18 protein-coding genes, 1 tRNA gene and 1 pseudogene are annotated in these 24,890 nt (G+C 64.5%); 4 read left to right on the forward strand and 16 right to left on the reverse strand.

Going from position 1 to position 24,890, the window contains the following annotated elements:
• Window positions 1-113 precede the first annotated feature (113 nt).
• The 3 genes from KIH81_RS12320 to KIH81_RS02535 form a co-directional block, all read right to left on the reverse strand.
• Window positions 114-1,916: an alpha/beta hydrolase family protein gene (locus KIH81_RS12320; RefSeq protein ID WP_420829117.1), complete on the reverse strand. Its 1,803-nt coding sequence runs from the start codon at window positions 1,914-1,916 to the stop codon at window positions 114-116.
• Between the two features lie 143 nt (window positions 1,917-2,059).
• Window positions 2,060-3,085: a sodium/calcium exchanger protein gene (locus KIH81_RS02530; RefSeq protein WP_214303937.1), complete on the reverse strand. Its 1,026-nt coding sequence runs from the start codon at window positions 3,083-3,085 to the stop codon at window positions 2,060-2,062.
• A gap of 86 nt (window positions 3,086-3,171) precedes the next feature.
• A complete protein-coding gene (locus KIH81_RS02535) occupies window positions 3,172-5,061 on the reverse strand; it encodes a PspC domain-containing protein (RefSeq protein ID WP_214303938.1) in 1,890 nt (629 codons plus the stop codon).
• Window positions 5,062-5,186: 125 nt separating this feature from the next.
• On the opposite strand from KIH81_RS02535, the pseudogene KIH81_RS02540 reads away from it, so the two are divergent.
• Window positions 5,187-6,573, forward strand: a pseudogene (locus tag KIH81_RS02540) (ATP-binding protein).
• Entirely contained in the window at window positions 6,570-7,280 is a 711-nt protein-coding gene (locus KIH81_RS02545) for a LuxR C-terminal-related transcriptional regulator (protein WP_214303939.1), read from the forward strand. Before KIH81_RS02540 ends, KIH81_RS02545 begins: the two are co-directional and overlap by 4 nt.
• 113 nt (window positions 7,281-7,393) lie before the next feature.
• Here KIH81_RS02545 and galE read toward each other — a convergent pair whose 3' ends face one another.
• From galE to serS, 11 genes are all read right to left on the reverse strand, one after another.
• On the reverse strand, window positions 7,394-8,419 hold the full coding sequence (gene galE, locus KIH81_RS02550) for a UDP-glucose 4-epimerase GalE (RefSeq protein WP_214303940.1): 1,026 nt from the start codon (window positions 8,417-8,419) through the stop codon (window positions 7,394-7,396).
• A gap of 1,463 nt (window positions 8,420-9,882) precedes the next feature.
• Window positions 9,883-10,398 (reverse strand): hypothetical protein, encoded by a 516-nt coding sequence (locus tag KIH81_RS02555; RefSeq protein ID WP_214303941.1) that lies wholly within the window; start codon window positions 10,396-10,398, stop codon window positions 9,883-9,885.
• Between the two features lie 135 nt (window positions 10,399-10,533).
• Entirely contained in the window at window positions 10,534-10,725 is a 192-nt protein-coding gene (locus KIH81_RS02560) for a helix-turn-helix domain-containing protein (protein WP_214303942.1), read from the reverse strand.
• 261 nt (window positions 10,726-10,986) lie between these two features.
• Window positions 10,987-11,661 carry a hypothetical protein gene (locus tag KIH81_RS02565; RefSeq protein WP_214303943.1) on the reverse strand — a complete coding sequence of 225 codons (675 nt, stop codon included), beginning with the start codon at window positions 11,659-11,661 and terminating at the stop codon, window positions 10,987-10,989.
• 102 nt (window positions 11,662-11,763) lie between these two features.
• Complete coding sequence (locus KIH81_RS02570; RefSeq protein WP_214303944.1) at window positions 11,764-11,934, reverse strand: hypothetical protein; 171 nt, start codon at window positions 11,932-11,934, stop codon at window positions 11,764-11,766.
• Between the two features lie 245 nt (window positions 11,935-12,179).
• Window positions 12,180-13,568, reverse strand: a complete 1,389-nt coding sequence (locus KIH81_RS02575) for a DUF3987 domain-containing protein (RefSeq protein ID WP_214303945.1) — start codon at window positions 13,566-13,568, stop codon at window positions 12,180-12,182.
• 7 nt (window positions 13,569-13,575) lie between these two features.
• Window positions 13,576-14,172, reverse strand: coding sequence for a hypothetical protein (locus KIH81_RS02580; RefSeq protein WP_214303946.1), 597 nt, complete (start codon window positions 14,170-14,172; stop codon window positions 13,576-13,578).
• A 15-nt stretch (window positions 14,173-14,187) separates the two neighbouring features.
• Entirely contained in the window at window positions 14,188-14,394 is a 207-nt protein-coding gene (locus tag KIH81_RS02585) for a helix-turn-helix domain-containing protein (RefSeq protein WP_214303947.1), read from the reverse strand.
• Between the two features lie 449 nt (window positions 14,395-14,843).
• The gene (locus tag KIH81_RS02590) at window positions 14,844-16,271 is read right to left on the reverse strand and encodes a tyrosine-type recombinase/integrase (protein ID WP_214303948.1); all 1,428 of its coding nucleotides are present in this window, start codon (window positions 16,269-16,271) and stop codon (window positions 14,844-14,846) included.
• Window positions 16,272-16,479: 208 nt separating this feature from the next.
• Window positions 16,480-16,564, reverse strand: a tRNA-Ser gene (locus KIH81_RS02595).
• Between the two features lie 283 nt (window positions 16,565-16,847).
• Window positions 16,848-18,134 (reverse strand): serine--tRNA ligase, encoded by a 1,287-nt coding sequence (gene serS / locus KIH81_RS02600; RefSeq protein WP_109056399.1) that lies wholly within the window; start codon window positions 18,132-18,134, stop codon window positions 16,848-16,850.
• Between the two features lie 188 nt (window positions 18,135-18,322).
• On the opposite strand from serS, the gene KIH81_RS02605 reads away from it, so the two are divergent.
• Window positions 18,323-19,507, forward strand: coding sequence for a diacylglycerol/lipid kinase family protein (locus tag KIH81_RS02605; RefSeq protein ID WP_214303949.1), 1,185 nt, complete (start codon window positions 18,323-18,325; stop codon window positions 19,505-19,507).
• A gap of 117 nt (window positions 19,508-19,624) precedes the next feature.
• On the opposite strand, the gene KIH81_RS02610 is transcribed toward KIH81_RS02605, so the two are convergent.
• Both KIH81_RS02610 and KIH81_RS02615 read right to left on the reverse strand, forming a co-directional pair.
• A complete protein-coding gene (locus tag KIH81_RS02610) occupies window positions 19,625-20,467 on the reverse strand; it encodes a PRD domain-containing protein (protein WP_214303950.1) in 843 nt (280 codons plus the stop codon).
• A 78-nt stretch (window positions 20,468-20,545) separates the two neighbouring features.
• Window positions 20,546-22,858, reverse strand: a complete 2,313-nt coding sequence (locus tag KIH81_RS02615; RefSeq protein ID WP_214304062.1) for a glucose PTS transporter subunit IIA — start codon at window positions 22,856-22,858, stop codon at window positions 20,546-20,548.
• Between the two features lie 412 nt (window positions 22,859-23,270).
• Here KIH81_RS02615 and KIH81_RS02620 point away from each other — a divergent pair, with 412 nt between their 5' ends.
• Window positions 23,271-24,755 (forward strand): sugar porter family MFS transporter, encoded by a 1,485-nt coding sequence (locus tag KIH81_RS02620; RefSeq protein WP_214303951.1) that lies wholly within the window; start codon window positions 23,271-23,273, stop codon window positions 24,753-24,755.
• Window positions 24,756-24,890 lie beyond the last annotated feature (135 nt).

Genomic DNA, 24,890 nt, shown 5'->3' on the forward strand with positions numbered 1-24,890 from the left:
GCCAAGCGGGGCAACACCGATGGATACTCCCTCTTATGCCCCGCTCACATGCCGCTGGGCGATATAGTACCGGCACATACTCCCCATTCCGCCCCGCTCACGGGGATTTACCGTCAGAACGGCAGGGCGAACAGCCCCCAAAAGGCCAGCGAGGTCAGCGTCGTGACCGAGGCGAGTGCCGTCACGACGCAGATGACGCGACGCGCACCGGTGATGCAGCAGCGGCAGCTCCAGCAATACTCCAACTGCCAGGCGAACACAATCACCAGCAGCACGGTCAGTACCTGCAGCACCGTCCAGCCGTTGCCGAACAGTTGCGGGTATGGCTTGACATACACGGACGCCAGTCCCACAGCGGTCAGGTAGCCGTATGCCAACATGCTGGTCACCGTCGAGGCGATGCCGAGCAACCAGCATGGTCCGGCGATGCCCAGTCGCGCCGGCGACCGGCCCACAGTCGCATGCGCTCGCACTGCCGGAATTCCGTTGCCCGCCGTTGCCGCGTGCGCGCTGCCGGGCAGTATGCCCGGTCGGATGTGCAGGGCGGCACGTTTGCCTTTGATACGCACCTTCGACCCGTAATCCCGCATGAATGCGGTTGCCATCATGCCAAGTCCCAGCAGAGCCGCGACGATCAGCAGCATCGGCCCCGCGGCCATGATGCCGACGAGCACGCCGAGCGAGCCGATGATACCGGAATCAGTGCGGGTGGGCGCGGCGAAGCGCTGATGCGGCTGCACGCCGGCGATTTGCGGCGTGGCCCAATTTTTCGCCATGGTCCAAGTCTTCGCAGTGGTGTTCACAGCGGTGGTAGGGACGTTCGTGTCAGCATCGCCAGTATCCTCGTCGGCAGCTTCGGCAGCTCCGTCAACTTCGGCAGCTTCGGCACGAACATCGCGTACATTCACGTTCTCAGTACCCGTCCCGAGCTCCACTGCCACGCCGTTAATCCAGTTCTCCAGCGCCTGCGTGTATCCGTCCGCGAGCGGCAGGCCCGGCGTGAAGAGGCCCTGTCCGGCGCGCATCTGGTGGTTGCCGGCGAAGTAGCGTATGGTCACGTCGTCGTTGCCCGCACGATGCGCGGCGGCCATGATGCGTTGCGCGCCCTGTTCGATGGGCATGGCCGTGTCGTAGGTGCCGTAGCTGACGAGCACCGGCATGGTCAGGGTCGACAGGTACCGGTCGGCGTCGAAATCGGCGTAGGCCAGGTCGAAGGGCGCGTAGTCGAGCGACATGAGCTTGGCCATGTCCTTGATGACCGGCTTCGGTGCCCCGGCCTGTTTGGCATAGGCGCTGACGGCCATGGCCATCTGCTCGCGGCCCTTGAACACGGGCGCGGAGGTCAGCGCGGCGAAGGCGATGTCCTTGCGGGAGGAGGCAAGGATCGTGGCGATCCAGGTGCCTTCGGATTCGGCGTAGATTCCGGTGGCGGCCGGGTTCACGTCGTCGGTGCCGCGCAGCACGTCCAGGGCCTTGCCGTATTCGTGGGCGAATCGCGCGTAGTCGCGGTGGAGCACGGTGTAGTCGTCGTTGCGTTTGGCGGGCACGAGGGTCACGATGCCGGCGGAGGCCATGGCGTTGGCGATGTCGCCGAAGTCCTCGGCCCCACTGGTGCCGGAGCCGTGGATGAACAGGCAGGCGGGGCGTGGGCCGGGCGCATCCACCGGTTCGCGCAGTACGGCGGGTAACGTCACGCCGTCGCCCACGTCCACGGTGATGCTGGTTTCCCGAGTCCGGTAACGGCCTTCGTGCGGAATGCTGGCGTTGGCGGGTTCGATGCCGGGGTCGCTGGTGGCGACCGTGAGATGGTTGGTATAGGAGCGGATGGTCCAGCGTGGCATCATCGCCCAGCCGAGCGCGGAGAACACCAACAGCAGCGTCAGGGCGACCACCGTGATGCGTGCTATCCGTTTCATCCGTCCTCCCGATTCATCCAGTCCCATCACGCCGGCGGACCGACCGCCCATGTCGCGCCCGCCCATTGCCCCATGGGCAGGCCGGAATCCGGGCGGTCAGCCATGCGGAGTCACCGGCCGCAACCCCAACAGGTGTACTCGCATCACTGCCCAGCTTGGGTTTTCCGCTGTTTCGCGGCTCCCATCACGGCCCAGACGATGGCTACGATCACCAGAATCACGCCGATGGAACCGCATGCGATGGCCACCACCAGTTGCGGGTCCGCGGCGAAGGTCGGGATCGGCGTGTTGGGGAACACCAGTCCGAACGTCAACGCCGTCAGGCCGATGATCAGACCCAGTACGCCGAAGATGATCGTGAGCACGCTCACCCCTCGCTTGGCTTCGGGGGCGGCAGGCTCCCGGCCGGCGGACGGCTGACCGTACATCGGCACATCGGTCGCCGGAGGAATCCCGTCGCCATGCAGCGGCAATTCGCCGATGGGCAGGCTCTTGGGATCGGGATTCGCGTCCGCCGGCATCGCCGTGGATTCGTACGCGGATTCGGGTGTGGCTTCGGTCGCGGCTTCATCCGTGGGCTCGGACGCGGACTCAGCCGTGGGCTCGGGCGCATGTTCCGCAGCGGATCCGGCCACAGGATCGATGGCTTCGGTTGCGACGGCGTCGCCGGACGCATCCGCGGAGGCGTCGGTGGACACAGCCTCGAACGTTTCGTCGGCCGGCTCGTCGGACAATTCGTCGGATAGTCCGTCGGTCGTGGCATCAGCCGAATCGCCAGCCGAATCATCGACGACATCGGCCACGGACTCCAGCGCGATGGTCCGGGGCTCTTCGTCACCGGCCATGGGAGGCAACGTCGCCGTCATGGGAGGCAACGTCTCGGTCACGGGGGCCAACGTCTCGGTCACGGTGCCGTCCTGGACGGTGGGCATCGCCGCGGTCGCCACCGCGTCCTCGGGCACCGGCAGCACCGCAGTCGTATCCGGCTCGGCCACCGGCATCACTTTGGTTTCGGGCACCGTTTCGGACTCAGCCGCAGGCTCGGTTATGGGCTCAGCCGCGGGCGCAAGCCCCGTCACGGGGGCGATGGTCTCGGTATCGGCCACCGGCATCGCCTTGGTTTCGGTTACATCCTCGATGGTGTGGAACCGTGTGGTATCGCTGTTCATTGCTGTTCTCCTACTGATTCTGGTTGGAGCCTTCGGCATCGGATCCGGGCGCGTCGCTCCTCCGTTCGGGCGACGTCAAGCGCGGACTACTGCCGTTCCTCACGACCGGCCTCGGTGCTGTGCAGGTTTTCATACTGGCTGAAGGTGAATCCCTCCCAATTCGAGACGTACGTGACGTTCACCCGCGCCTCCAATGCATAGGGCACGTCGATAAGCAGTTCCGGACCATTGACCGGCGTGCTCTCGTAATTGTTGAGCCAGTCGTACTCGGAGCCGCTCATGCCCGAGCCATAGGTGAGCGGGGCACTGGTCAGGGCCGTGGGCGTCATCGACATGATGCTGTAACTGGTGCTCGTGGCGTCGTACTTGCCGCCGATGGCCTCGGCGATCTGGTATCCGTCGCGGCTGCTGCCGAAGGCGTACGAGCAGCCGTCCGGCAGGATGATATGCACCTGTGAACGGTAAGCGGACAGGGTGATCGTGCCGGCCGGGCAATAGGATATGGTCTTCCTGCCGTTCTGCAGTTCCAGCTCGTGATCGGGATGCGTGTCCTCCCATGCGGACAGGTCGAGTATGGCATGGCTGTTCTCGAAGCTGTCGCCCATGAAGAGCACGCCGCCCTTGAGCGTCTTGAACGTGCGGTCGCTGGAATCGGCCACCAGCATGTGCGCGGCCTGGACCTCGTTCATGCCATATGCGTTTTCCGAATTGACGCCTTCGCCGAGGTCCACGGTGGACACATAGGTGCCCGTGTCATGGGTCAGGTCGTAGTAATAGGAGGAATAGGTACCGGAGACGACGATCATGGTCACGGCGCATGCGCCTGCCATCAGTCCCAGCGGAATCAATCCGCCCGTACGTCGTCCGCGCACGCCGAGGACCACGACGATCACGCCCATCACGATGCACACCGCCGCGCTCCAGATGGTGACGAGTTCGATGATGGGGCCGAGTCCGAAGTCGTTGGCTTGGATGGCCGCCATGACGCCGGCGAAGGAGATGAACATGAGTCCCAGCACGGCCAGCACCATGATGGGTCCTGCCGGGCGGCGGCGCAGCGATTTCACGGGCGTCGTCTCAGGTTCGGAGGTGTCGTAACGGCTATTGGCCGGGGCCGGGGAGGTCGGGGCGGTCGCCTGGCCCGGTGCGAATGGGCTGGCGTATGCGGGGCGCGCAGTCTGGGCGGCGGCAGTCGGGCCACCGGGCATGACGCCCGGTCCGGGATGCTGGGCGGTCGGGGGCATCGACTGACCGGCGTACGGCATCGATGCAGCGGAGGAACCGGCGTAGGGCGTGCCCGCGGGCATGGGGGCTCCCATCGGCCCCGGACCGGCGACGTTCGGTGACGCAGGCGCGGGGCCCGCGTATGGACTGGCCAGACCGGTGTACGGGCCGTACGAAGCGGCCGGATTGGACGTATTGGTCGGGCCGGCGGGACCGTATCCGGGGCTCATCGGACCGGCGTATGGGCCCTGCGGACCAGCGTACGGGCCTGCAGGACCCGCGGCGGGCGGTCTGCCACGCATGCCGCAGACACCGAACCCGTACCCCTCCTGCTGCCTGATGCCGCTTTTGGCGAGCGCCCACAGCGTGACGGCCGCGAGCGCGATGCACGCCCAGCCGGCGCCGGGGATCAGCACCGCCACGGCCATGAACAGGAAGCAGCCGAGGCAGTTCCAGTTCCACTGGCCGGCGATGAGGTCCTCGCCGAGGATGTGGCCGCCACGCACGTCCGGCAGCAGGAACCAACCCAGCGCGTACAGGGCCGCTCCGAAGCCGAAGAACAGCGTGGCGACGATCATCAGCGCGCGGACCAGGGTGGGGCTCCAGCCGAGTCGGGACGCCAGTCCGCTGCACACGCCGCCGATCCAGCGGTCGTCGCCGCGCATGAGGCCGCTCGACCTGATCCAGGCGAAGAAACGCCGCGAAGCCTTGTTCGGCTGCGGCTCATAGGGATTCATAGTGGGATTGCTCATGGTTCCATTACAGCAACGCGGCGCTGCCACGCTCCCCCGGAAACACCCTGATTGTTCCCTGAACCCGTGTTGAAACCCCGGTGCCAAAGCCCTGAACGCGGCACAATGGAGGTATGACCTTCCCCATGCAGACCGGCGCGGCCGGGCAGACACAGTCGCAGGCGGCTTCGCGACCGTTGCCACCGATGCTCCCCGCACGGCTGCCGTTGATGCGGCCGAAGCGCGGCCGATGGCTGACCGGCGTATGCAAGGGCATCGCCCTCCATCTGGGGGTGTCCGTGGCGGGGGTGCGGCTGGCGTTCGTGCTGCTGACGATGGTGTACGGGGCCGGCATCATCGGCTATGTGTTCCTGTGGATCTTCATGCCGGCAGGCGACCCGGTGGCGGCGGCCGCGGCCTCAGCGGCGTCGGTGCCGGTGGGCCAGGCGCCGCTGTCGCGCGGCAATGCGGGGCTTCCCGGCGATACGGCGGACGGCGGCGACGGCACCGCCGGCGGCACCGGAATCGTTGGCGGATGCGGTCAGACGCGCCCCCAAGCCGGCGCTGGTGGCGTTGAGCGGCGTGCTGCTCATGGGCATCGGACTGCTGTTGGTGAGCACCGGCGTGGACAGCGCGGTGATTCTGCCGCTGCTGCTGGGTATGGCGGGCATCGCGTTGGCATGGATGAACCTCACGCCGCACGGCACGCAGCTGCTGTCCATGCTCGGCGGCATCGTGCTGGTTTTCTGCGGCTGGGCGCTGTACGTGTCCAACGTGACGTTCGTGGGATGGGGCACCTCGCCCCGACGCATCATGTTCTCGGGGTTCGTGATGCTGGTGGCTACCGTGGTGGCGGTCATGCCCTGGGCCAACGCGATGCTGCAGCAGCTCTCGCATGAGAAGGCGCTCAAGGAGCGTGAGGAGGAGCGCGCGGATATGACCGCGCACCTGCATGATGGCGTGTTGCAGACGTTGGCGTTGATCCAGCTGCATGCCAAGGAGCCGGACACCATCTTCACGCTGGCCAGGGCCCAGGAGCGCGAGCTGCGCGAATGGCTGTATCAGGAGCGCTCCGCCTCGGATCGTTCGGTGAGCGCCGGTCTCAAGAAGATCGCGGCCGAAGTGGAGGATGGGCACGGCAAGCCCATCGAGGTGGTCATCGTGGGGGACGCCCGTCCCAGCGCCCAGACGGACGCGCTGCTGGACGCCACGCAGCAGGCGTTGGTCAATGCCGTGACGCACGGCGGCGAGCCGATTTCGCTGTACTGCGAGGCCGGGGCCACGCTGGTGGAGGCGTTCGTGCGCGACCACGGCCCCGGTTTCGATATCGACGCGATTCCGCCGGACCGGCTGGGCATCCGCGAATCGATCATCGGCCGTATCAAACGGCGCGGCGGTACAGTGGAGATCGTGTCCAGACCCGGCTGGGGCACCGAGGTCCGTATGCATATGCCGATCGCGCTGCACGCCACAGCGCAGTCTGCAACGCAAACCACACCGCAACCTGCGGCGCAACAAGGAGAGACAGCATGAACGAGGAGCAATCCACGAGGATTCGCGTGGCCGTGGTGGACGACCATGAGATGTTTCGCGCGGGGGTGATCGCCACGTTGCGCGATTCCTTCGACATCGTGGGGCAGGCGGCGGACGTGCCCGGATCGGTGGCGATGATCGCCCAGACCAAGCCGCAGGTGGTGCTGCTGGACGTGCATGTGCCGGGCGGCGAGGGCGGCGGCGGGGCCGAGATCCTGCTGAAGTCGCGCCCCTACTCCCCCGATACCGTGTTCCTGGCGCTGTCCGTCTCGGATGCGCCGCAGGACGTGGGCGCGGTGATCCGGGCCGGCGCGCAGGGGTATGTGACCAAGACCATCACCGGCGCCGATCTCATCTCCTCTATCAAGCAGGTGCATGAGGGGTATGCGGTGTTCTCGCCGAAGCTGGCGGGATTCGTGCTCTCCGCGTTCCAAGGCGCGGGCGGCGGGAACGGCTTCGGTGCCGTCGGTGAGGCTGGCTCGCAGGCCGGCGGGCCGGTGCGCGACGAGGAGCTGGACCGGCTTTCCGCCCGCGAGCAGGAGGTGATGCGGCTCATTGCCCGCGGATACACCTACAAGGAGGTGGCGGCGGAGCTGTTCATTTCCATCAAGACCGTGGAGACGCATGTGAGTTCGGTGCTGCGCAAGCTGCAGCTGTCCAACCGGACCGAGCTGACGCGCTGGGCCGCCGACCGGCGCATCGCGTGAGTTCGTATGAGTTCGTATGAGCTTATGCGAGCTCACGGAAAAGAACAACGGGCCTCCGCCGCGTACGACATGCGTACGGCAGCGGAGGCCCGCTTTCGTCTCATCGGACGAGATCACTTCTCGGCGTCGCGGAAACCGTTCGGGTTCTTGGTCTGCCAGTTCAGGGAGGAGGCGGCCATGTCATCGATGGTCAGCTCGGCCTTCCAGTCGAGGTCGTGCTCGGCCTTGGAGGCGTCCGCGTAGCAGGCGGCGATGTCGCCGGGGCGGCGGGGCTTGATCACGTAGGGGATCGGGTGACCGGCGGCCTTCTCGTAGGCCTTGATGACCTCGAGTACGGAGTAGCCGTGGCCGGTGCCCAGGTTGTACGTGAACACGCCGGGCTTCTCGATGTGGTCGATGACGGCCACGTGGCCCTTGGCGAGGTCCACCACGTGGATGTAGTCGCGCACGCCGGTGCCGTCGGGGGTGTCGTAGTCGTCGCCGAAGACCTGGACGGCCTTGAGCTCGCCGATGGCCACCTTGGCCACGTACGGGGTCAGGTTGGCCGGGATGCCCTTCGGGTCCTCGCCCAGCAGGCCGGAAGCGTGGGCGCCGACCGGGTTGAAGTAGCGCAACAGCACGATGGTCCACTCCGGGTCGGCCACGTGCACGTCGCGCAGGATCTGCTCCTGGAACAGCTTGGAGGTGCCGTACGGGTTGGTGGTGCCGCCGGTCGGGGTCTCCTCGGTGATCGGCAGCTCCTTCGGGTTGCCGTACACGGTGGCGGAGGAGGAGAAGATGAGCTTCTTGACGTTGTGGGCGCGCATGACCTTGAGCAGCACCAGCGTGGAGTACAGGTTGTTGTCGTAGTACTCGATGGGCTTGGCCACGGACTCGCCCACGGCCTTGAGGCCGGCGAAGTGGATGACCCAGTCGATGGGGTTCTCGTCGAAGATCTTGTTCATCAGGACTTCGTCACGCACGTCGCCGTCGTAACGCTTGATCTTCTTGCCGGTGATCTGCTCGACGCGGTCCAGCGCGACCGGCGAGGAGTTGCCGTAGTTGTCGACGGAGACGACGTCGTATCCCTTTTCCAGCAGCTCGACATCGGTATGGGTGGCGATGAAGCCCGCGCCGCCCGTAACCAGAACAGTGGTCATGTTTCCTCCTTGAAGTATCTTGCCTTCGACTTCCTAGTGTACTACAAGAAGAAGCAAAAATGTGCGTTTTTGTCCGTTTTTGTGCGCGAATTTTCTGTTAAACGGAAATCTCACATTCATTGTGATACTTTTCGCACATTCCGCAAGGATTCGGGCTTGCGCCGGAACACGCGGCGCGAGGCGAACACAACGCAAAAGGGGCTCCGTCCATAACGAACGGAACCCCTCGGCTTGCGGACAGAGCGAGATTCCGCAACTAAACGCCGAACGCCTTTATTTCCAACGGCTCCCGGACTTCCTGTTTTTCCGTACCCACCTACGTACCCACTTATCGAAGTTTTATCCCGCGTGTCGGCGCGCCGTTACGCACATAACCCATTGTAGGCCGGAAGGCGCTCGCCGCCCCTCCCTAGCCGTCGCGCAGAGGCCACGGCCAGCCGGCACCCCGTCCGTAACGATGTTACGGCCAACCATCACGGCCGGCGGCTTCTACAGGGCGACGTCAGACTCTTTCAGCAAGTAGGCAAGGCAAACGCCCATGTCGTTCAAGACCACGGGCGTTTGCGACGCCAACCGTCAACAGGTGACGGAAAGCGTGACACGTCACGCTAATGGTTAACGGTTAACGGTGGGAACGGCGGAAACACAAGGGTTTTCACGGTTCTGAAACGTTAACGGTTAACGCTTTTCAAATCGTGGGGAGAGACCGGCACTGCGCCCGAGGAGGCCGCAGACCGGCCGGGAGGGGTCTCCCCCCGTGGGGGGGGTACACACGAACAAGCACCGTGAATGCTCCGGCGGAAACAAGGGCTTCAAGGCGTGGAATCGTTGGAAATCAGGTCGTTTCGTGCTTGGAATCTCAAATGTTTGATTTCGGCGTGCTTGCGAGCCGCCTCACCGGCGGTTCCGGTTCGGGCCGGCCGGGGTTATCCCCCACCCCTTCAACGCCCCACTATTCCCTTTTCGTTTTCATGGTGAAGCACGCCGGCGAGCGCAATGTTTGCAATGGTTCCGGCCTTTTCGTAACGCCGGCTGAAAACGGTTCGCCGTTCGTGTCCGCCGTTCGTCGTTCGCGTCCGGCTTATGTTCTTCGGCGGGTTCCTTGCCGCTTCCGGCGGGCTTTCATCCCATGCCCCACGTCTTTGCGCGGCTGGGAAAAACAGGGGGTTCTGCCGTATGCATGATTCGACGTGCTATCCAACGGTTTCGCCGGCCCGCTTGGTGGAGTCCTCCCCCGCCCCTGTCGGCCGGCGGATACGGGAAGGCCCGGCGCGTTCGCCGTCGTGGGGCGTGTGCGTCGGGCCTTGCTCGTGGTTTTCTTTCCTCGTGGTTCCTTGTTGGATTCTTTCGGCTGGCCTGTGTTCAATCGGTTTGCCGTTTATGGCCGGCCGTCGCCGCGCGGTTTGATTGCCGCGTGTGGCAGATGCGACGGCGGGCCGGTTGTGTTCGGTTGCGGTTGGCGGTCAGCGTCGGGCCTGTTCGCGTTTGACTCGTATCGCGGTTATGCCCTTCAGCAGGCTTAGCGGGCTGTCGCCGGTGGCGTGGCCTATGGCGTCGAGTTCGCCCAGACTCACGTCGCCGGCCATGATGTGCCTGTAGAGTTCGCGGGGGTCGAGTCCGGCCGTGCGCGCGGTTTCGGTTATGGTCGTGTCGCTTGTCATGATGTGCGTTATGAGCACGCTTCGCACGGCCTCCCGGTTCGGGTCGCCGCTGTCGCCGTACATGCGCCGGTTGGCCCAGCCTTTCGGGTCGGCCAGCATGGCGTCGTGTTCGAGTTCGCACATGGGGCACATGATGGCGTCGAGTCCGCTCGTGGACTGGCCGGGGTTCTCCCGACGGGGCGTGGACAGGTATTCTCCGCATAGGGCGAACGCGCCGGCCTCGTGTGATTGTCCGAACCGTACCCAGTGGAGGGTGATGGGTTCGCGTTCGCCGGCGAGCGCGGCGGCGGCTTCCATGGGCCACGTGTTGGTAATCATGGTGTGTTCCTTCCCGCCGGAAGGCGTTCCCCGCTAGTATTGGGGTTGCCTTCCGGCTAATGCTTTTGGTGCAGATTGCGTTAATCGATTGGCGTCGGCCTCGGGGCGGTTCCAGCGCCTCGGGGCTTTCTCTTTTTATTCGGCTAGGTGTCTCAGGTCTTCGCAGCCGAGCGCGTCGGCGAGCGCTAGGGCTCTTTCTAGGGGCATGTTTCGCCAATCCTTCGCGCCGTTCTCGTAGGCGCTGATTACCGGCTGGGGTACTCCGCTGGCTTTCGCTAGTTGCGACTGCGTCCAGCCCTTCGCCTCCCTGAGTTCCTTCAAGGTCATTGCCGTATCCACCTCCCTTCATATCTACCTAACTAGATACACACTATATCTAGTTAGGTAGATATAAGCAAGCGTGAGGAAACACGGTGTCGCGCTCGCCGACGGACTCCCTAGTGAGTCTCTAGCGGGAAGTTAGAGCGCCCTCGCGCGCGCGACCCCCGGTTAGCGGGATACCGGGGGGAGGGGAAGAGCGGGCACGCGGGTAGTGGGCCACACCCTCTCCGCCGTCGGGATTCCACCGCCCCTCCCCTCGGGTTTCGTTTATTTCGCCGGCGGGTATTCGGCGCGGCAGTCGCGCAGCACGTTCATGCACTCGTGCAGCCATGCGGCCAGTTCCTCACGGCAGCAGCGTATGCAGCCGGCCATGTCGTCAAGGTCGGCAAACTCGCGGATATTGTCAGTGAAGCCCAGCGTGCATACGACGCGGTTCACGGAACCGTCGAGAGCGACGGCGAAGCGCAGCCCCATCGGTTCCAATATGGATGCGTACAGGGCCAAAGTGCCGCCGAACCACTCCCGCATACGCCCCTCGGGCCGCGTCCCGTATGCGCCGGCTCCCGCCGTCGTCCGGTTGGCTTCGGCGGTCATGTCCGCGCTTATATGGGCCTCGGGGTGCATGGCGGATATATGCCGGGCCGTTAGCGCGCAGTCGGCCAGCCAGTCCGCCAACAGTCCCGCGCGGTTGGCGAGCGCCTTCAGCCTGTCGTCTTCTATCGTGGTGCCTTCCGGCGGCGCGGAGACTGTAAATGAGAGTACCGGGGCGTCGGGTTCGTTGTCGGCCATGGTGGCCTCGAAGGTCATTCCCCATTCGTCCAAGTCGGTCAGGAACAGGGTGCGGGCGCAGTCGTCGTTTATTATCGCGTCGTACGGGAGGGGCGGCGTGCAATAGCCGGGCGTGTGGTTCAGGGTCAGTTGCGGCGGTTCGTTCTCGTGCATGGTGTCATGTCCTTTCGGTTCCTGTCGTGCTGTGTCTTCTCGGTGCGGGCCTTGGCTTGCCTGTAGGCCTCTATGAACGGGCTCGTGCCCTTGTACACGCGCTTACCGTTCTTCGCCATCGTTCGCCGCCCCGTCTTCAATCAGTCGCGTGATGTGGTCGAGTGATTCGGCGATATCCAAGAGCGCGCACGCTATCACGCTCAGTAATTGCCGGTCGGATACCGGGCGGGCCGTTCCGGCCTCCACCCGTTTGCGTATGGTCTTGTAGTCCATGTGTTCGATTCCTTCCCGCCGGCGAGCGCGACGTGTCTACCGTCGGCTTTCGCGCTCGCGGGCAAGGTATAGCGCTATACCGCTATACATGTTGATTTCATTGGGTTTTTGTCTCTATACCGGTTTCTATACCGCTATACTTTTGCGGAGGTATAGAACTATACGGCGGTGCGGTATAGAGCCTGTTTTTGAGGCAGGAGTAGGGGTATAGGCGTATAGCGTTCTATACCCCCGCGAATACGTCGTTATGCTGACGGGAGCGCCCATAACTGTGATTGGGGACGGCCGGTGTCAGGGCCGGTCTTCTCCAATTGCCCTTCATCGAACATTCGTTGAAGGGCTGGGTATATGTTGTCCGCCAACAGTCCGGTGAACCGTTTGAGCTCCGTCCCTGTTATGCCCTCGTGTCTGCCGTCACGGTCTCGCAACTGTTTGGTGATGCGCTGGGCGTAGCGTCGGTGGTCGCGTTCGGCTTTCTCCCGTGCGGCCAGTTCTTGGGCTTCGTCCTTGGCCACGAGTTCGTCGGCGAGCGCGTCGCGGCGTTTGCCGCGTCGTTCCCTCCGGCCGGTGTTTATGCATTCCTCGCGGAACTGGCGGGAGCGTGCCGTGATGTATTTGGCGCGTTCCCAGTCGTCCACCGTAACCTCGTATTCGTGGCCGGAGCGTTGTTCCATGACGGCGAGCACGCCGGCCACCTTGATGGAGAGGAACAGGCTGTGGCCGTCCATGCCGGCGGGCCGTGTGCCGTGAAGGCGGGCGTAGGCGTCCCTGTCCACTTCGTCCCTGACTTCGGGCGGGTACTTGAGTATCTCGAGCGGGTACGCCAGGGTGTCGTTCTCGTTGCGGTACGTCCAGTAATTGCCGTTCTGGTACAGGCCGTTCAAGGTCATGGCGTCGGGTTGTATGCCGGCGAGCGCCTTCGTGTCGAAACCGAACGCGCCGGCCGGGCCGTCGGGGCGGGTCTCGGGCGCGTCGGGGTCTCGCGTGGTGCCCCATAGGATGCGCTGGGGAAGGCCGGTCACGTCCTCGCGTGTGAGCATGTCGGAATTGCCGGGCTGCACGCCGGTGGTCAACGCCACGCGGTATCCGTATGAGGGTACACGCAGACGTTTGGTTTCACCGACGTTCTGGCCTCCCAACGCTTCGCCGCTCCATACGCTCGTGAGCGTGCCCAAGAGGGTGCTTCCCGTCCTACCCATGGCGGCACCCAGCACGCTTACTTCGGGCACGTCCAATAGGGCGCGGCAGTTCACGCATTTGAGCACGGTGTGTTTCGCGTCACCGGCGCCGCCGTCCACGGGCTCGCGGCGGGCGAACATGGTCGGCAGGCCTTCGCCGGATACGGGCAGCGTGGTCACGGCGTCGAGTATGTCGGGCACGAGACGGCGGGCGCAGCCCACGGCGACGCCTTTGCCATCGGAGGAACCGCCCACGATGGCCACGAACATGTTCAGGCTGCCGTATTCGCCGCCCACGAACGCGGGAACCACGACGTTGGGCGGTATCGCCACGGACACGCGGGCCAATACGGCGGGCAGCACGGCCCACGGCGCGGCCCTCTCGCAGCGGGCCGTGTCCCGGATATGCCGCAACCGGCTGGAGGACTCCCAAAACTCGGTATCGTTCGCATACATCGGGGATTCACCCGCCTATCACTATGGCCGCTATGGACGGCCACACGCCGCCGGCAATCATGCCCACGGCCTCGGGAACGGACAAACCGCGCTCGCCGGCTCGGGTTATCCGCGTGCGGTTGGCTTCCGCGCTTGAGGCTATGCGCCGGCGCATGTATCCGATGTCCATGCGGGAGCGTGACGGGAGTTCCCGCCGGTCTATGAGCGTGTCGAGCCGGCCGTCGGTGCCGTCGGTCTTCAACGTCAGCGTGCGGGCCGTCGGCGTCGTGTACTGGCGTATGGTCAGCGTGCAGGCCGGCAAGAGCAGGCCCGCGTATTGGGCGAGCACGAACGCGGGCCTATCCCCCGACCATACGGACAGTGAGAACGGCAGGGGTGCCACGTGGCCCGAGTACACGGCCAAGGCTATGGTGCGGGCCGTCCGTTCGCACTGGTTGGTGACGGTAAGCCGGTAGTCGCCGAACACGTTGCCTAGGAGGAACCACGTCACGGCGTCCAATACGTAGCCGGGCGCGTTGGCGTCGGTCATGCCGGCGGCTACGGGAGGGGTGAAAACGGTGTGCTGGGCTTGCCCCTCCGCCTCATGGCGTGGGGTTTCTTCCATGGTGTCCATCTCGGGTCAGCACCCCGCGAACGCATCGAGCGACTTGGTGGTGATGAGTACGCGATTGCCCACGCGCACGGCCTTCAGCTTGCCTTCGCGCACGAGTCGCATGGTCACCCGTTCGTCCTTGAGGCCAAGTGATTCGGTCGCCGCCTTCAACGGCTCCAGTCGTTTGATGGACGTGCGCGCGCCCGCCGTGGGCATGGTTGCGTTACTATTCATGTTGACTCCTATTCATTCGTGGTGCCGTGCTTTCACGCGCGGGCGGGGGTCGGAACGCCTCGGAGTGGCCGCTCTGGGGCGTTCGCTTTTTCTGGGGCGCGGCATTGTGCTTGTTAGATGTAACACCGCGTCATAAAGCAGGATAGTGCATATTTACAACCCATCCCAGCTATATAGCGGTTCCACGGTGGATAACTCCCGTGAAACAGGGCGTGAAACGCAAAAGCTAACATTTTCCGTGTTCACTCCCGAAAACTGATTAAATTTGATTAAATTCACCTAAATAACGGCGGCATTCCGGCAACGGCGGACAGTCGCATAACAGTGGTGGAGGAACGGCGGACTTCAGCCGTTTTGCATCGGATTTCACCCGTTATCACGGGACGTCACCCTTTCCTGTGAGATGGAACATTACGAAAAACGTTGACATTACCGGCGTGTCGCCCCCCTCACTCTTTCAGCAGTTCCGTTAGCGTCTCGGCCTTCACGTCGCCGGGCAGCGCATCCAATACGGCCACGCGCCTATCGGCAGGCAGCGAGCGCAGCACGCCCACCCGTTCGGCCAACGGCATGGCCGCGAGCACGCCGGCGAGCGCCTCCAGTTCACCGTCCGGGCCGTCGGTGGAGTCGGCGGGCGCGGCGCTCGCCGTCGTCACGGCGGTTTCGAGGTTGCCCATGACGCTCTCGTAGTGGCTTTGCACGCGGTGTTGGTATTTGCTGGCGACGGCGAGCGTCTGGTGCCCGGCCTGTCGCATGAGTTCGCCGGTGGTCGCTCCCATTGCCGCGAGACGGGTCAGCGCCGTGTCCCTGAGGTCGTGAAACCTCATGCCGGCGAGCGCGGGCGTCTTGACTATGGCCCGCTTGAAGGCGTTGCGGAGTGTCTGGCCGGCGCATATGCCGCCGGAACGCGGAGAGGGGAACAGTAGGGCGTCAGGCTCGGGGCCGACGTGTTCCAAGTGCTCGCGTATGGGTTCGGCGAGGAACTCGGGAATAGTCAGGTCTCGAATGCTTCCCCGGCTCTTGGGCGGGCCTAGCACGTTCTTCTTGCTGCCGTCCTCGTATTCCTCGGTCTTGGCGGCGCGGCGCACATGCAAGGTCATGGCGTCCAAGTCGATGTCTTGGCGTTGCAGGCCCAAGCACTCACCCTCGCGCAGTCCTAGATATCCGGCTAGGTACACGGTGAGGCGCAGCCATGCGGGCATTGCCTCGTAAAGGGCCTGTAGTTGGTCGAGTTCCGCTATCACCACCTTGTGCTTGGTATCGCCCTGTGCGGCCTTTATGGTGCATGGCGTGGCCTTGATTAGGGTGTTGCCTTCGTCGTCTATGGGTTCCTTGGCGGCGCTCGCCATGATGGCGCGCAGTTTCGCGTAGGTGTCGGCGCGACGGGCTTCAAGGCTTGCGCCCTCGGCGGCGCGTTCGGGCTTGAAACCGTCCCACCACGCTTGCACGTCCTTGGCGGTGATGGAGCCCAGCCGCTTGTCACCGAAGGCCGGGTAGAGGTAGAGGCGCAGCGCCTCACGGTATTTCTGCTTCGAGGTCTCACGTATGGGGTCGCCGTTGGCCTTGCGGCGTTCCCTCACCCATCGTTCGGCGTATTCGCGGAACGTGACGGCCTCGCGCTTCTCCCGCGCGCGTTCGATTTGCGGCGGCGTCCACACTTCCAGCCTTATGTCACGTTCGGCCTTGTCGAGCCATGCCACGGCCTCGGTCTCGTATTCGGGCGTCACCACCTTGTACTGGCGCTTGGGCAGGTCGGGCCATTTGTCGAACGCCTCCACCGGCGTCAGGTATGAGGCCTCGATGTAGTCGTGGCCATGCTTGGTGACGGTGCGCAGCCGGCCGAAGCGTCTGCGCTGCCGTTTCCGTGGCCTTGCCATGGCGTCCGCCCCTCCCCTTCAAGTGGGTAATTTTCCCGTCCGGTACCTCGTACCCGCCAATTTACCCACCCCGGTACCCATTAACAAGCGTCATTGCGCAGGGTTACGCGAATGCCCCAGAAACGGCGTCAGGCCGTGAAAACGGCGGAATTGCAACGTTTTCGGCATGAAAAAAGGGTTTCAAGCGAGTGGCTTGAAACCCTAGAGGCGGACAGAGCGAGATTCGAACTCGCGGAGGGTCGCCCCTCAACGGTTTTCAAGACCGTCTCTTTAGACCGCTCAGACATCTGTCCTTGTGCGCGCGATGGCCAAAGCCAAAAGCGCACGATGTTCAATTATACAGCTGGGGTGGCCAGTGGGAGTGAGCTCATACCCATCGCAGTCGGAATCGCCTTATACGCAATGTCCTATCCGCGTGACTACCCCTCAGTCAGCTGCGCTGACAGCTCGTCCTGCAATTGAGGACGAATTTCATTCGCGTTCTGTCGGCTCGACTGTCGTCTCGCACATCGCCTACAAACAGCTCCGCTGTTTGCTTCACGGCAATGTCCTGACAAGGGGAGCCAGGAAGGGGGATCAGGCCTCCCACTTGGTGGGCTCGATGACTTCCTTGCCGCCCATGTAGGCTCGCATGGCCTTCGGGATCTCGATGGAGCCGTCCTTCTGCTGGTGGTTCTCCAAGATGGCGACCAGCCAACGGGTGGTGGCCAGCGTGCCGTTGAGGGTGGAGACCGGGCGGGTGCCGCCGTCCTCCATGCGCTCGCGGATGTTCAGGCGGCGGGCCTGGTACTCGGTGCAGTTGGAGGTGGAGGTCAGCTCACGGTAGCGGCCCTGGGTCGGCACCCAGGCCTCGCAGTCGAACTTGCGGGCGGCGGAGGAGCCCAGGTCGCCGGCGGCGGTGTCGATGATGCGGTACGGCACCTCGACCTTGGCGAGCATCTCCTGCTCCATCTCCAGCAGGTGCTGGTGCTCGGCGTAGGAGTTCTCCTGCTTGGCGTAGACGAACATCTCCACCTTGTCGAACTGGTGGACGCGGATGATGCCGGAGGTGTCCTTGCCTGCGGCGCCGGCCTCGCGGCGGTAGCAGGAGGACCAGCCGCAGTAGCGCAGCGGGCCGTTGGACAGGTCCAGAATCTCGTTCTCGTGCATGCCGGCGAGCGCCACCTCGGAGGTGCCGACCAGGTACTGGTCGTCGGGCTCGCGCAGGCGGTAGATCTCATCGGCGTGGGAGTTCAGGAAGCCGGTGCCGCGCATGACCTCGGGACGCACCAGCGTCGGGGTGATGGCCAGCGTGAAGCCGTGCTCCTCGGCCTGGTCCACGGCCATGGTGAGCATGGCGATCTGCATGCGGGCCACCTGGCCGCGCAGGAAGTAGAAGCGGGAGCCGCCGACCTTGACGCCGCGGCGCATATCGATGCCGGCTACCTCGGTGCCCAGGGTCAGGTGATCCTTCGGCTCGAAGCCCTCGGCCGCGAAGTCGCGAATCTGGCCGACCTTCTTGACGACCACGTAATCGTCCTCGCCGCCTTCCGGAGCCTCCGGCTCGACGATGTTGGACAGCTTCCACATGGCGGTGGTGTATTCCTCGGCGGCGGAATCGGCCTTGGACTTGTACTCGGCCACCTTGGCGGCCAGCTCCTTGGTCTCGGCGATGAGCTTGGCCTTCTCGTCGGCCGGAGCGGCGGCGACCTTCTTGCCGATTTCCTTCTGCTGGGCGCGGGCTTCCTCGAAGGCCTTCAGCGCTTCACGACGGGTGGTGTCGGAGGAGAGCACCTCGTCGACGAGTTCCACGGACTCGCCGCGCTTGCGCTGGGATTCCTTGACGATGTCGGTGTGTTCACGGATGAATTGAATATCAAGCATGCGCCTAACACTACCGCCGCAAGCCGACACGCGGCGACCGCTTCGCCTCGTTCCGGACGGGTATCGGCATCCGTTGCATGAACCGGCTTTCATCGCCCGCGGCCGGCGAACCGCACAACGTGCACAAACTGTTCATGTTCGCGCAACTTTCGCCGCTTGTCCCCGTGGTCACGCTAACAATAGGAGTCATGTCTCAGCCTGCCGTCACCGCGCTCATCGTCGCCGTCGTTATCCTCGTGATCGTGGCCATAGTCGCCGCAGCACTCGCGTTGCGTGCGCGCCGCCGCCGCAAACTGGCGGAATCATTGGAGAAACGTCGTGACGACGAGGTGCAGTACGCCTTCGTGATCAACCCCTCCAAACCGCAGGCGGAGGCCCAGCGACTGCATATCAAGGAGTTCTGCCAGGCCAAGGGGCTCGATCGCATCCGCTTCTACGACACCCAGCTCGACAAGGACGGCCGTGTCTGCGCGCTGGAGGCGCTCCACGACGGCGCCGACGTGGTCATCGCGGTGGGCGGCGACGGCACCGTACGCACGGTGGCGAGCGCCGTCTCCGGCACCGGCCATGCGCTCGGCATCATCCCGATCGGCACCGGCAACCTGTTCGCCCGCAATATGGGCATCCCCGTGGACGACATCGACGCGGCGCTCACGGTGGCCACCTCGCACGGCTCGCGCCTGGTGGACATGGGTCGTCTCACGCTGCTCGACCATCCCGAGGACGACCACGGCCACGCCTTCCTCATCATCGCCGGCGTGGGCTTCGACGCGGCCATGATCGACGACACGGACCCCGAACTCAAGCGCAACATCAGCTGGCTCGCATACTTCGCCGGCGGCATCAAGAACCTGTTCGCCCCGAAGTTCCGCGGCGACCTGACCATCACCAGCGCCGACGGCTCGGCCCACACCATCAACAACCTCAAGTTCCGCACGGTGATGGCCGGCAACTGTGGCCAGATTCCCGTGTTCTCGCTGATGCCGGCCGCATCCTACGACGACGGCATCCTCGATTTCGAGATCATCGACACCACCGGCGGCATCCTGGGATGGGCGAACCTGTTCGGCGACGTGGTGCACCAGACCATCACCGGCAAGCCCGAGCAGAACCCGCTGTCCACGAACTCCACGATGGAGCAGGTGCAGGGCGTTTCCGCGGAGATCATGCTGGAGAAGCCGGCCAAGGCCCAGGTGGACGGCGACATGCTGCCTGAGACCCGGCACATCCGCTTCTCCGTGGACCATCGCGCGCTCATCGTGCGCGTGCCGGCCTCCTCGCTGTCCTCGCTGGAGAAGACCGCCCAGGCGGCCGCGGCGAACGCCACCGCCGATTTCGCGGAAAACACCAGCATCCTCGAACCGGTGCGGTAGGGAACTGTCTTCCAGCTCCCCTCAAGTCGCCAAAAGCGACGGTTCCGCTTTCGGTTCCCTCCAAGGAAGGAACCGAAAGCGGGGAATGCCCTCGGTCGGCAGTCCCGGAGGCAAGGGCTACCGATGAACGTCGGCGGTGACCCGGGCCACATGCATGGCCAGGTAGGCCACTTCGTCTTCGCTCACGTCCGCATCCAGTCTCAGCTCCAATAGCCTGCCGATAGTGGACGCGCAACGCAGCGCTTCAGGGTAAGCGTCGCGAATCGCATTGATGATCGGCGCCGGCTCGTCGGCAAGCTGCTTGTTCTGGTGGATGCGGATGAACAGGTACCGCAGATGCGTGATGAAGCGTCCCACGTTCACTGACTCGCGGTCAAGCTTCAGATTGTACGCATGCTCGATGATGTCGAGCATCTGCTGAATCACACCGGTCATCGTATACGTATAGGTCAGATCGCCCGTCGCGAATCCGGCGTTCACCAGATGCATGGCGAGCGATGTCTCCTCGCCAACCGGCAATGGCTGTGACAGCTTGCCGTTGATGGCCTTGAGCAGCGTGCGGCCCTGCTCGTATTCCTTGGGATAAAGATTGCTGATCTCGCCGGCCAGCGGATACTCGACCGTGATGCCGCGTTGCTGCCGCGCGATGGCTCCGGCGATATGATCGGCAAGCGCCATCACCAGTGTGGTGCTGCCTACTTCCCGCTCCCCCAAGCCGGTCTCTCTCATGGCGTCGACGATGATACGGATGGTCTCCGGATCGATATCCGACAGCATCTGCGCCAGATGATCGGGGTCGCGCCCGTCCGCCGGTACGAAGGTGCGCACCACCTTGGACTCATCCACCGTCTGGCCGGGTTTGGCCTGGAATCCCAGGCCGCGACCCGTGAGAATCACCTCGCCGCCGTCCGCCTCTTTGGCGAGCACGACGTTGTTGTTGAACACCCTCAGTATCTCCATGGCGTTCCTTCCCGCGGCCCTTGCGCCGCCATCGCCGTATCCGTCATGTCCGGCATGTCCGTCAGCCAATCCCGGCCTTTACCGTTCCACATCGATGATAGGGTCGCCGGCCGTCACATGCCGACCGGTCAGCGGCGTGACCGAGGTCATGGCTGCCGTGTTCACCACGGTCACCACCACCGCGGTGTCATGACCGGCGGCCGCGATGGCCCCGAAATCCACCTGCGCCAGCGTCCTGCCAGCATCGACCCGGTCTCCCTTGGCCGCGTCGACGGCGAATCCCTCACCGTCCATGCCCGCAGTGCCAAGACCGATGTGGACCAGCACCTCGACGCCGCCGTCGGTCTTGATGCCGAAGGCGTGACCGGTTTTGGCCACCGTCTTCAGCGTGCCGCTCACCGGTGCCAGCACAGGCACCATCGTTGACGTTGCCGGCACGATGCACACGCCCTCGCCCAGCGCACGGGATTCGAACACCGGGTCTCCGGTGGCCCCCAGATCCTTGACCCGGCCGGAGACCGGCGCGAAGATGGCGTTGGACGACACCCCAACGTCCGGGGCAGTGTGGTCAGAAGCAATGCAGGTCGCCGATTGCGAAACGAAATCGTCCTTGTCTGCCGGAACGGGACCTGCGACCGCATCATCAGACCCGGCTCCGCGCTTTCCACGCCCCACTGCATTCTCCGAAGACGGTACCGGCGTGGTTTCCGCATCATCTGCAGATTCGTCCGGCACCGGCGTGCGATACCCGAACAGCACGGTCAGCGTCATGGCCGTCGCGAACGCCACCGCGATGGACAGCGCGTACACCCACATCCTGCTGAACACCGGAATCGTCAACAGCGAGGAGAAGGCGAACGCCGTGGTCGTCACCCCGCGAATCACCCTGCCGGAAGCCAGCACGGACGGGAACAACCAGCCCAGCACCGCGCTGGCCACGCCTCCCGCGGCGCATCCGGCGAGCAGCCATCGATAGACCCGGCGATGGCGCAGATGGATGCCGTACAGGCTCAGCTCCGAGACACCGCCCAACAGCCCGGCCACCAGCGCCCCCAACGCGGTCTGGCGCATGGCCGAATCCCGCTCGCGCACGGCAAGCACCAGCACGCCGGCCGTAGCGCCGAAGCAGGCGAAATTCCACACGCCCATCGGCCCCTGCACGAAGTCGTAGCCGAGCGACTGCAGGTTCATCAGCATCAGGGCGTTGAGCGGCCAGTGCAGGCCAAGCGGCACCAGGAACGGATAAAGCATCGGGATGACGAGGGCGAACAGGAACGGCACATGCGCATCCAGCCAGGCCGTCGCCGCGGCCAGACCGTCGCCCATCCATATGCCGAACGGGCCGATGGCGAGCAGGGCGATGAGATACACGACGGACAGCGAGAGGAACGGCACGAACACCATCTGCACACTGCCCGGGATGATGCGTGTAAGACCGTGGTATACGAGCGCGAGCACGGCGACCATCAGCAACGGCACGAAGATGTTGCCGCTGTAGTCGCTGAGCGTCACCCGCACTCCGAATACCGACACGCTGCCGGACAAACCCGTGAATTGCGGGATCATAAGCGCCGCCATGATCGAGCCGCCGAGCCACGGATCCACATGCAGCCTGCGGGCCGCGTTGTAGGCGATCATGATCGGCAGCAGCGTGAACATGCCCTCCCAGATGGTCCTGAGCAGCTTCCAACCGCTGGCATCCCCGCCGGACGGCATCAGGCCGAGCGCGATGACGACGTTGGCGATGGCGATGACCAGCGACGCCCCGAGCAGCACGCCGAGCAGCGGTCGGAACGAGTCGGACAGGTAGTCGAGGATCGCCTCGGCCCAGTCGCGCGCCGTGCGAGGCAGACGTGGCAAGTCGTTGCGTCCGGATGGGGCGAAGGGGGTGGAAAAGGCATCAGTCCCTGCAACGGATACGGCGGATTCGGCGAGTCTGGCATTACCGGGGGTTCCGGACGGTACGGCGCCGGCACGGGACTGCCCGCCATCTCCGACGACGACGCCCGTCGCCTCATCGACGCTCCCAGCACCAGACGGTTCGCCACCGGAAACCGTTGCTCGCAACCCCATGATCCGTTCGTACACCGAAGCCACCGCGCCGCCGATGATGATCTGGTACCGGCCGCCGGCACGCGGGAAAGCGCCGAGCACGCCGGAGACGGCCTCGATGCGGTCCGGATTCGTACGCCCGGGGTCCGCCAAGGTCATGTGCAGGCGGGTGGCGCAGTGGGTCAGGTCCGTGATGTTCGATGTGCCGCCGACCGCCTCGACGATGCCTTGCGCGATGTCGGCCGCGGATGCCGGCGTCTGCGATGCGGGACGCCGAGCCGGTGCCGCAACGCCAGACGCGGACGACGCCGCGGGGGCGGCGGAAATCCCGTCGCCCATGGCCGGCGCACCCATCGCACCCGACGCACCCGTCCCGTTCCACTCGCCTGACACGTCCCCTCCTTGTCTCCGTTTCCCGTAATTCTCCCCCATCGGCGTCGGGTTGTCCACAGGCATCCGGCGCGACGGCCTCCCGCGAAAACCGTCGCGGATTCCCGATTTCTTCGGAGTGTCGCGCACGGAAAAGTCGTATTCTATCTTTCACACGTTGCGTAGCAGGGTTGTTACTTGGAAACGAGGCAAGACCTGGAGCGATGTGGAATTTGCGTATTCATTGTTCGAATATGCGTATTCCACGTTGTTCCAGGTCTTTTTTTGTTTTCCGGCGACTTGGCAATCGAAGCCGACCCGCACGCGGCAGGGCCACGCCGGCGGGCATGGCCCGTCAATGGCGATGAAAGGACCTAAGGCAATGACGACGGCAACGACATCACCCGCAGCGATGCAGGCGGTATCCGAGACCAGCGAGATCGACGGCAACGTCGTGACGAACGCGATCGAAACCATCGAGACCATCGAATCACGCAAATTCTCCACGCGCTGGCCCCTGAACAGCACCTTCATCTTCACATTCGGCGCGCTCGGCGGCATGCTGTTCGGCTTCGACACCGGCATCATCTCCGGCGCCTCCCCGCTCATCGAGTCCGACTTCGGCCTGACCGTCTCGCAGACCGGCTTCATCACCTCCTCCGTGCTCATCGGCTCGTGCGCCGGCGCGCTGTCCATCGGCGCGCTGTCCGACAAGTTCGGCCGCAAGAAGCTGCTCATCGTCTCCGCGATCCTGTTCCTCATCGGTTCGGGCATGTGCGCCACCTCCACCGGCTTCCTGATGATGGTCGCGGCCCGCATCATCCTCGGCCTCGCCGTGGGCGCCGCCTCCGCCCTGACCCCGGCCTACCTCGCCGAACTCGCCCCGAAGAAGCGCCGCGGCTCGCTGTCCACGCTGTTCCAGCTCATGATCACGTTCGGCATCCTGCTGGCCTACGCCTCGAACCTCGGCTTCCTGGGCCACAACCTGCTCGGCATGCGCGACTGGCGCTGGATGCTCGGTTCGGCGCTCGTGCCGGCCGCACTGCTCCTCATCGGCGGCATCATGCTGCCCGAGTCCCCGCGCTACCTGGTCAACAAGGGCGACGAACGCAACGCCTTCAAGGTGCTCACCCTCATCCGCAAGGACGTCGACCAGACCCAGGTGCAGCTTGAGCTGGACGAGATCAAGGCCGTGGCCGCGCAGGACACCAAGGGCGGCGTGCGCGAGCTGTTCCGCATCGCCAAGCCGGCGCTCGTCGCCGCCATCGGCATCATGCTCTTCCAGCAGCTCGTGGGCATCAACTCGGTGATCTACTTCCTGCCGCAGGTGTTCATCAAGGGCTTCGGCTTCCCCGAGTCCGACGCGATCTGGGTGTCCGTGGGCATCGGCGTGGTGAACTTCGTCTCCACGATCGTCGCCACCATGATCATGGACAAGTTCCCGCGCAAGGGCATGCTGATCTTCGGCTCCATCGTGATGACCGTCTCGCTCGCGATCCTCGCCGTGATGAACTTCGTGGGCGACGTGGCCGTGCTCGCCGTGCCGACCATGATCCTCATCGCCTTCTACATCCTCGGCTTCGCGGTCTCGTGGGGTCCGATCGCCTGGGTGCTCATCGGCGAGATCTTCCCGCTGTCGGTGCGCGGTATCGGCTCCTCCTTCGGTTCGGCCGCCAACTGGCTGGGCAACTTCATCGTCTCCCAGTTCTTCCTGGTGCTGCTCGACGCCTTCGGCAACAACGTGGGCGGCCCGTTCGCCATCTTCGGCGTGTTCGCGGCCCTCTCCATCCCGTTCGTGCTGCGCTTCGTGCCTGAGACCAAGGGCAAGTCGCTGGAGGAGATCGAGGAGGAGATCGCCCACCGCTGACCGTCATATCAACGGGTTGCCGGTCGTTTCCGGCATCGGCTTCGAGGGTCGGCCCCCGCATTGGAGTGGGGCCGGCCCTTTGTTTTTCGCACAAAAGTTGACAACTCTTAACACAGCCACGCCCGGAAACCGCGA

The organism is Bifidobacterium miconisargentati (assembly GCF_019331675.1).
GTDB classification, from domain to species: domain Bacteria; phylum Actinomycetota; class Actinomycetes; order Actinomycetales; family Bifidobacteriaceae; genus Bifidobacterium; species Bifidobacterium miconisargentati.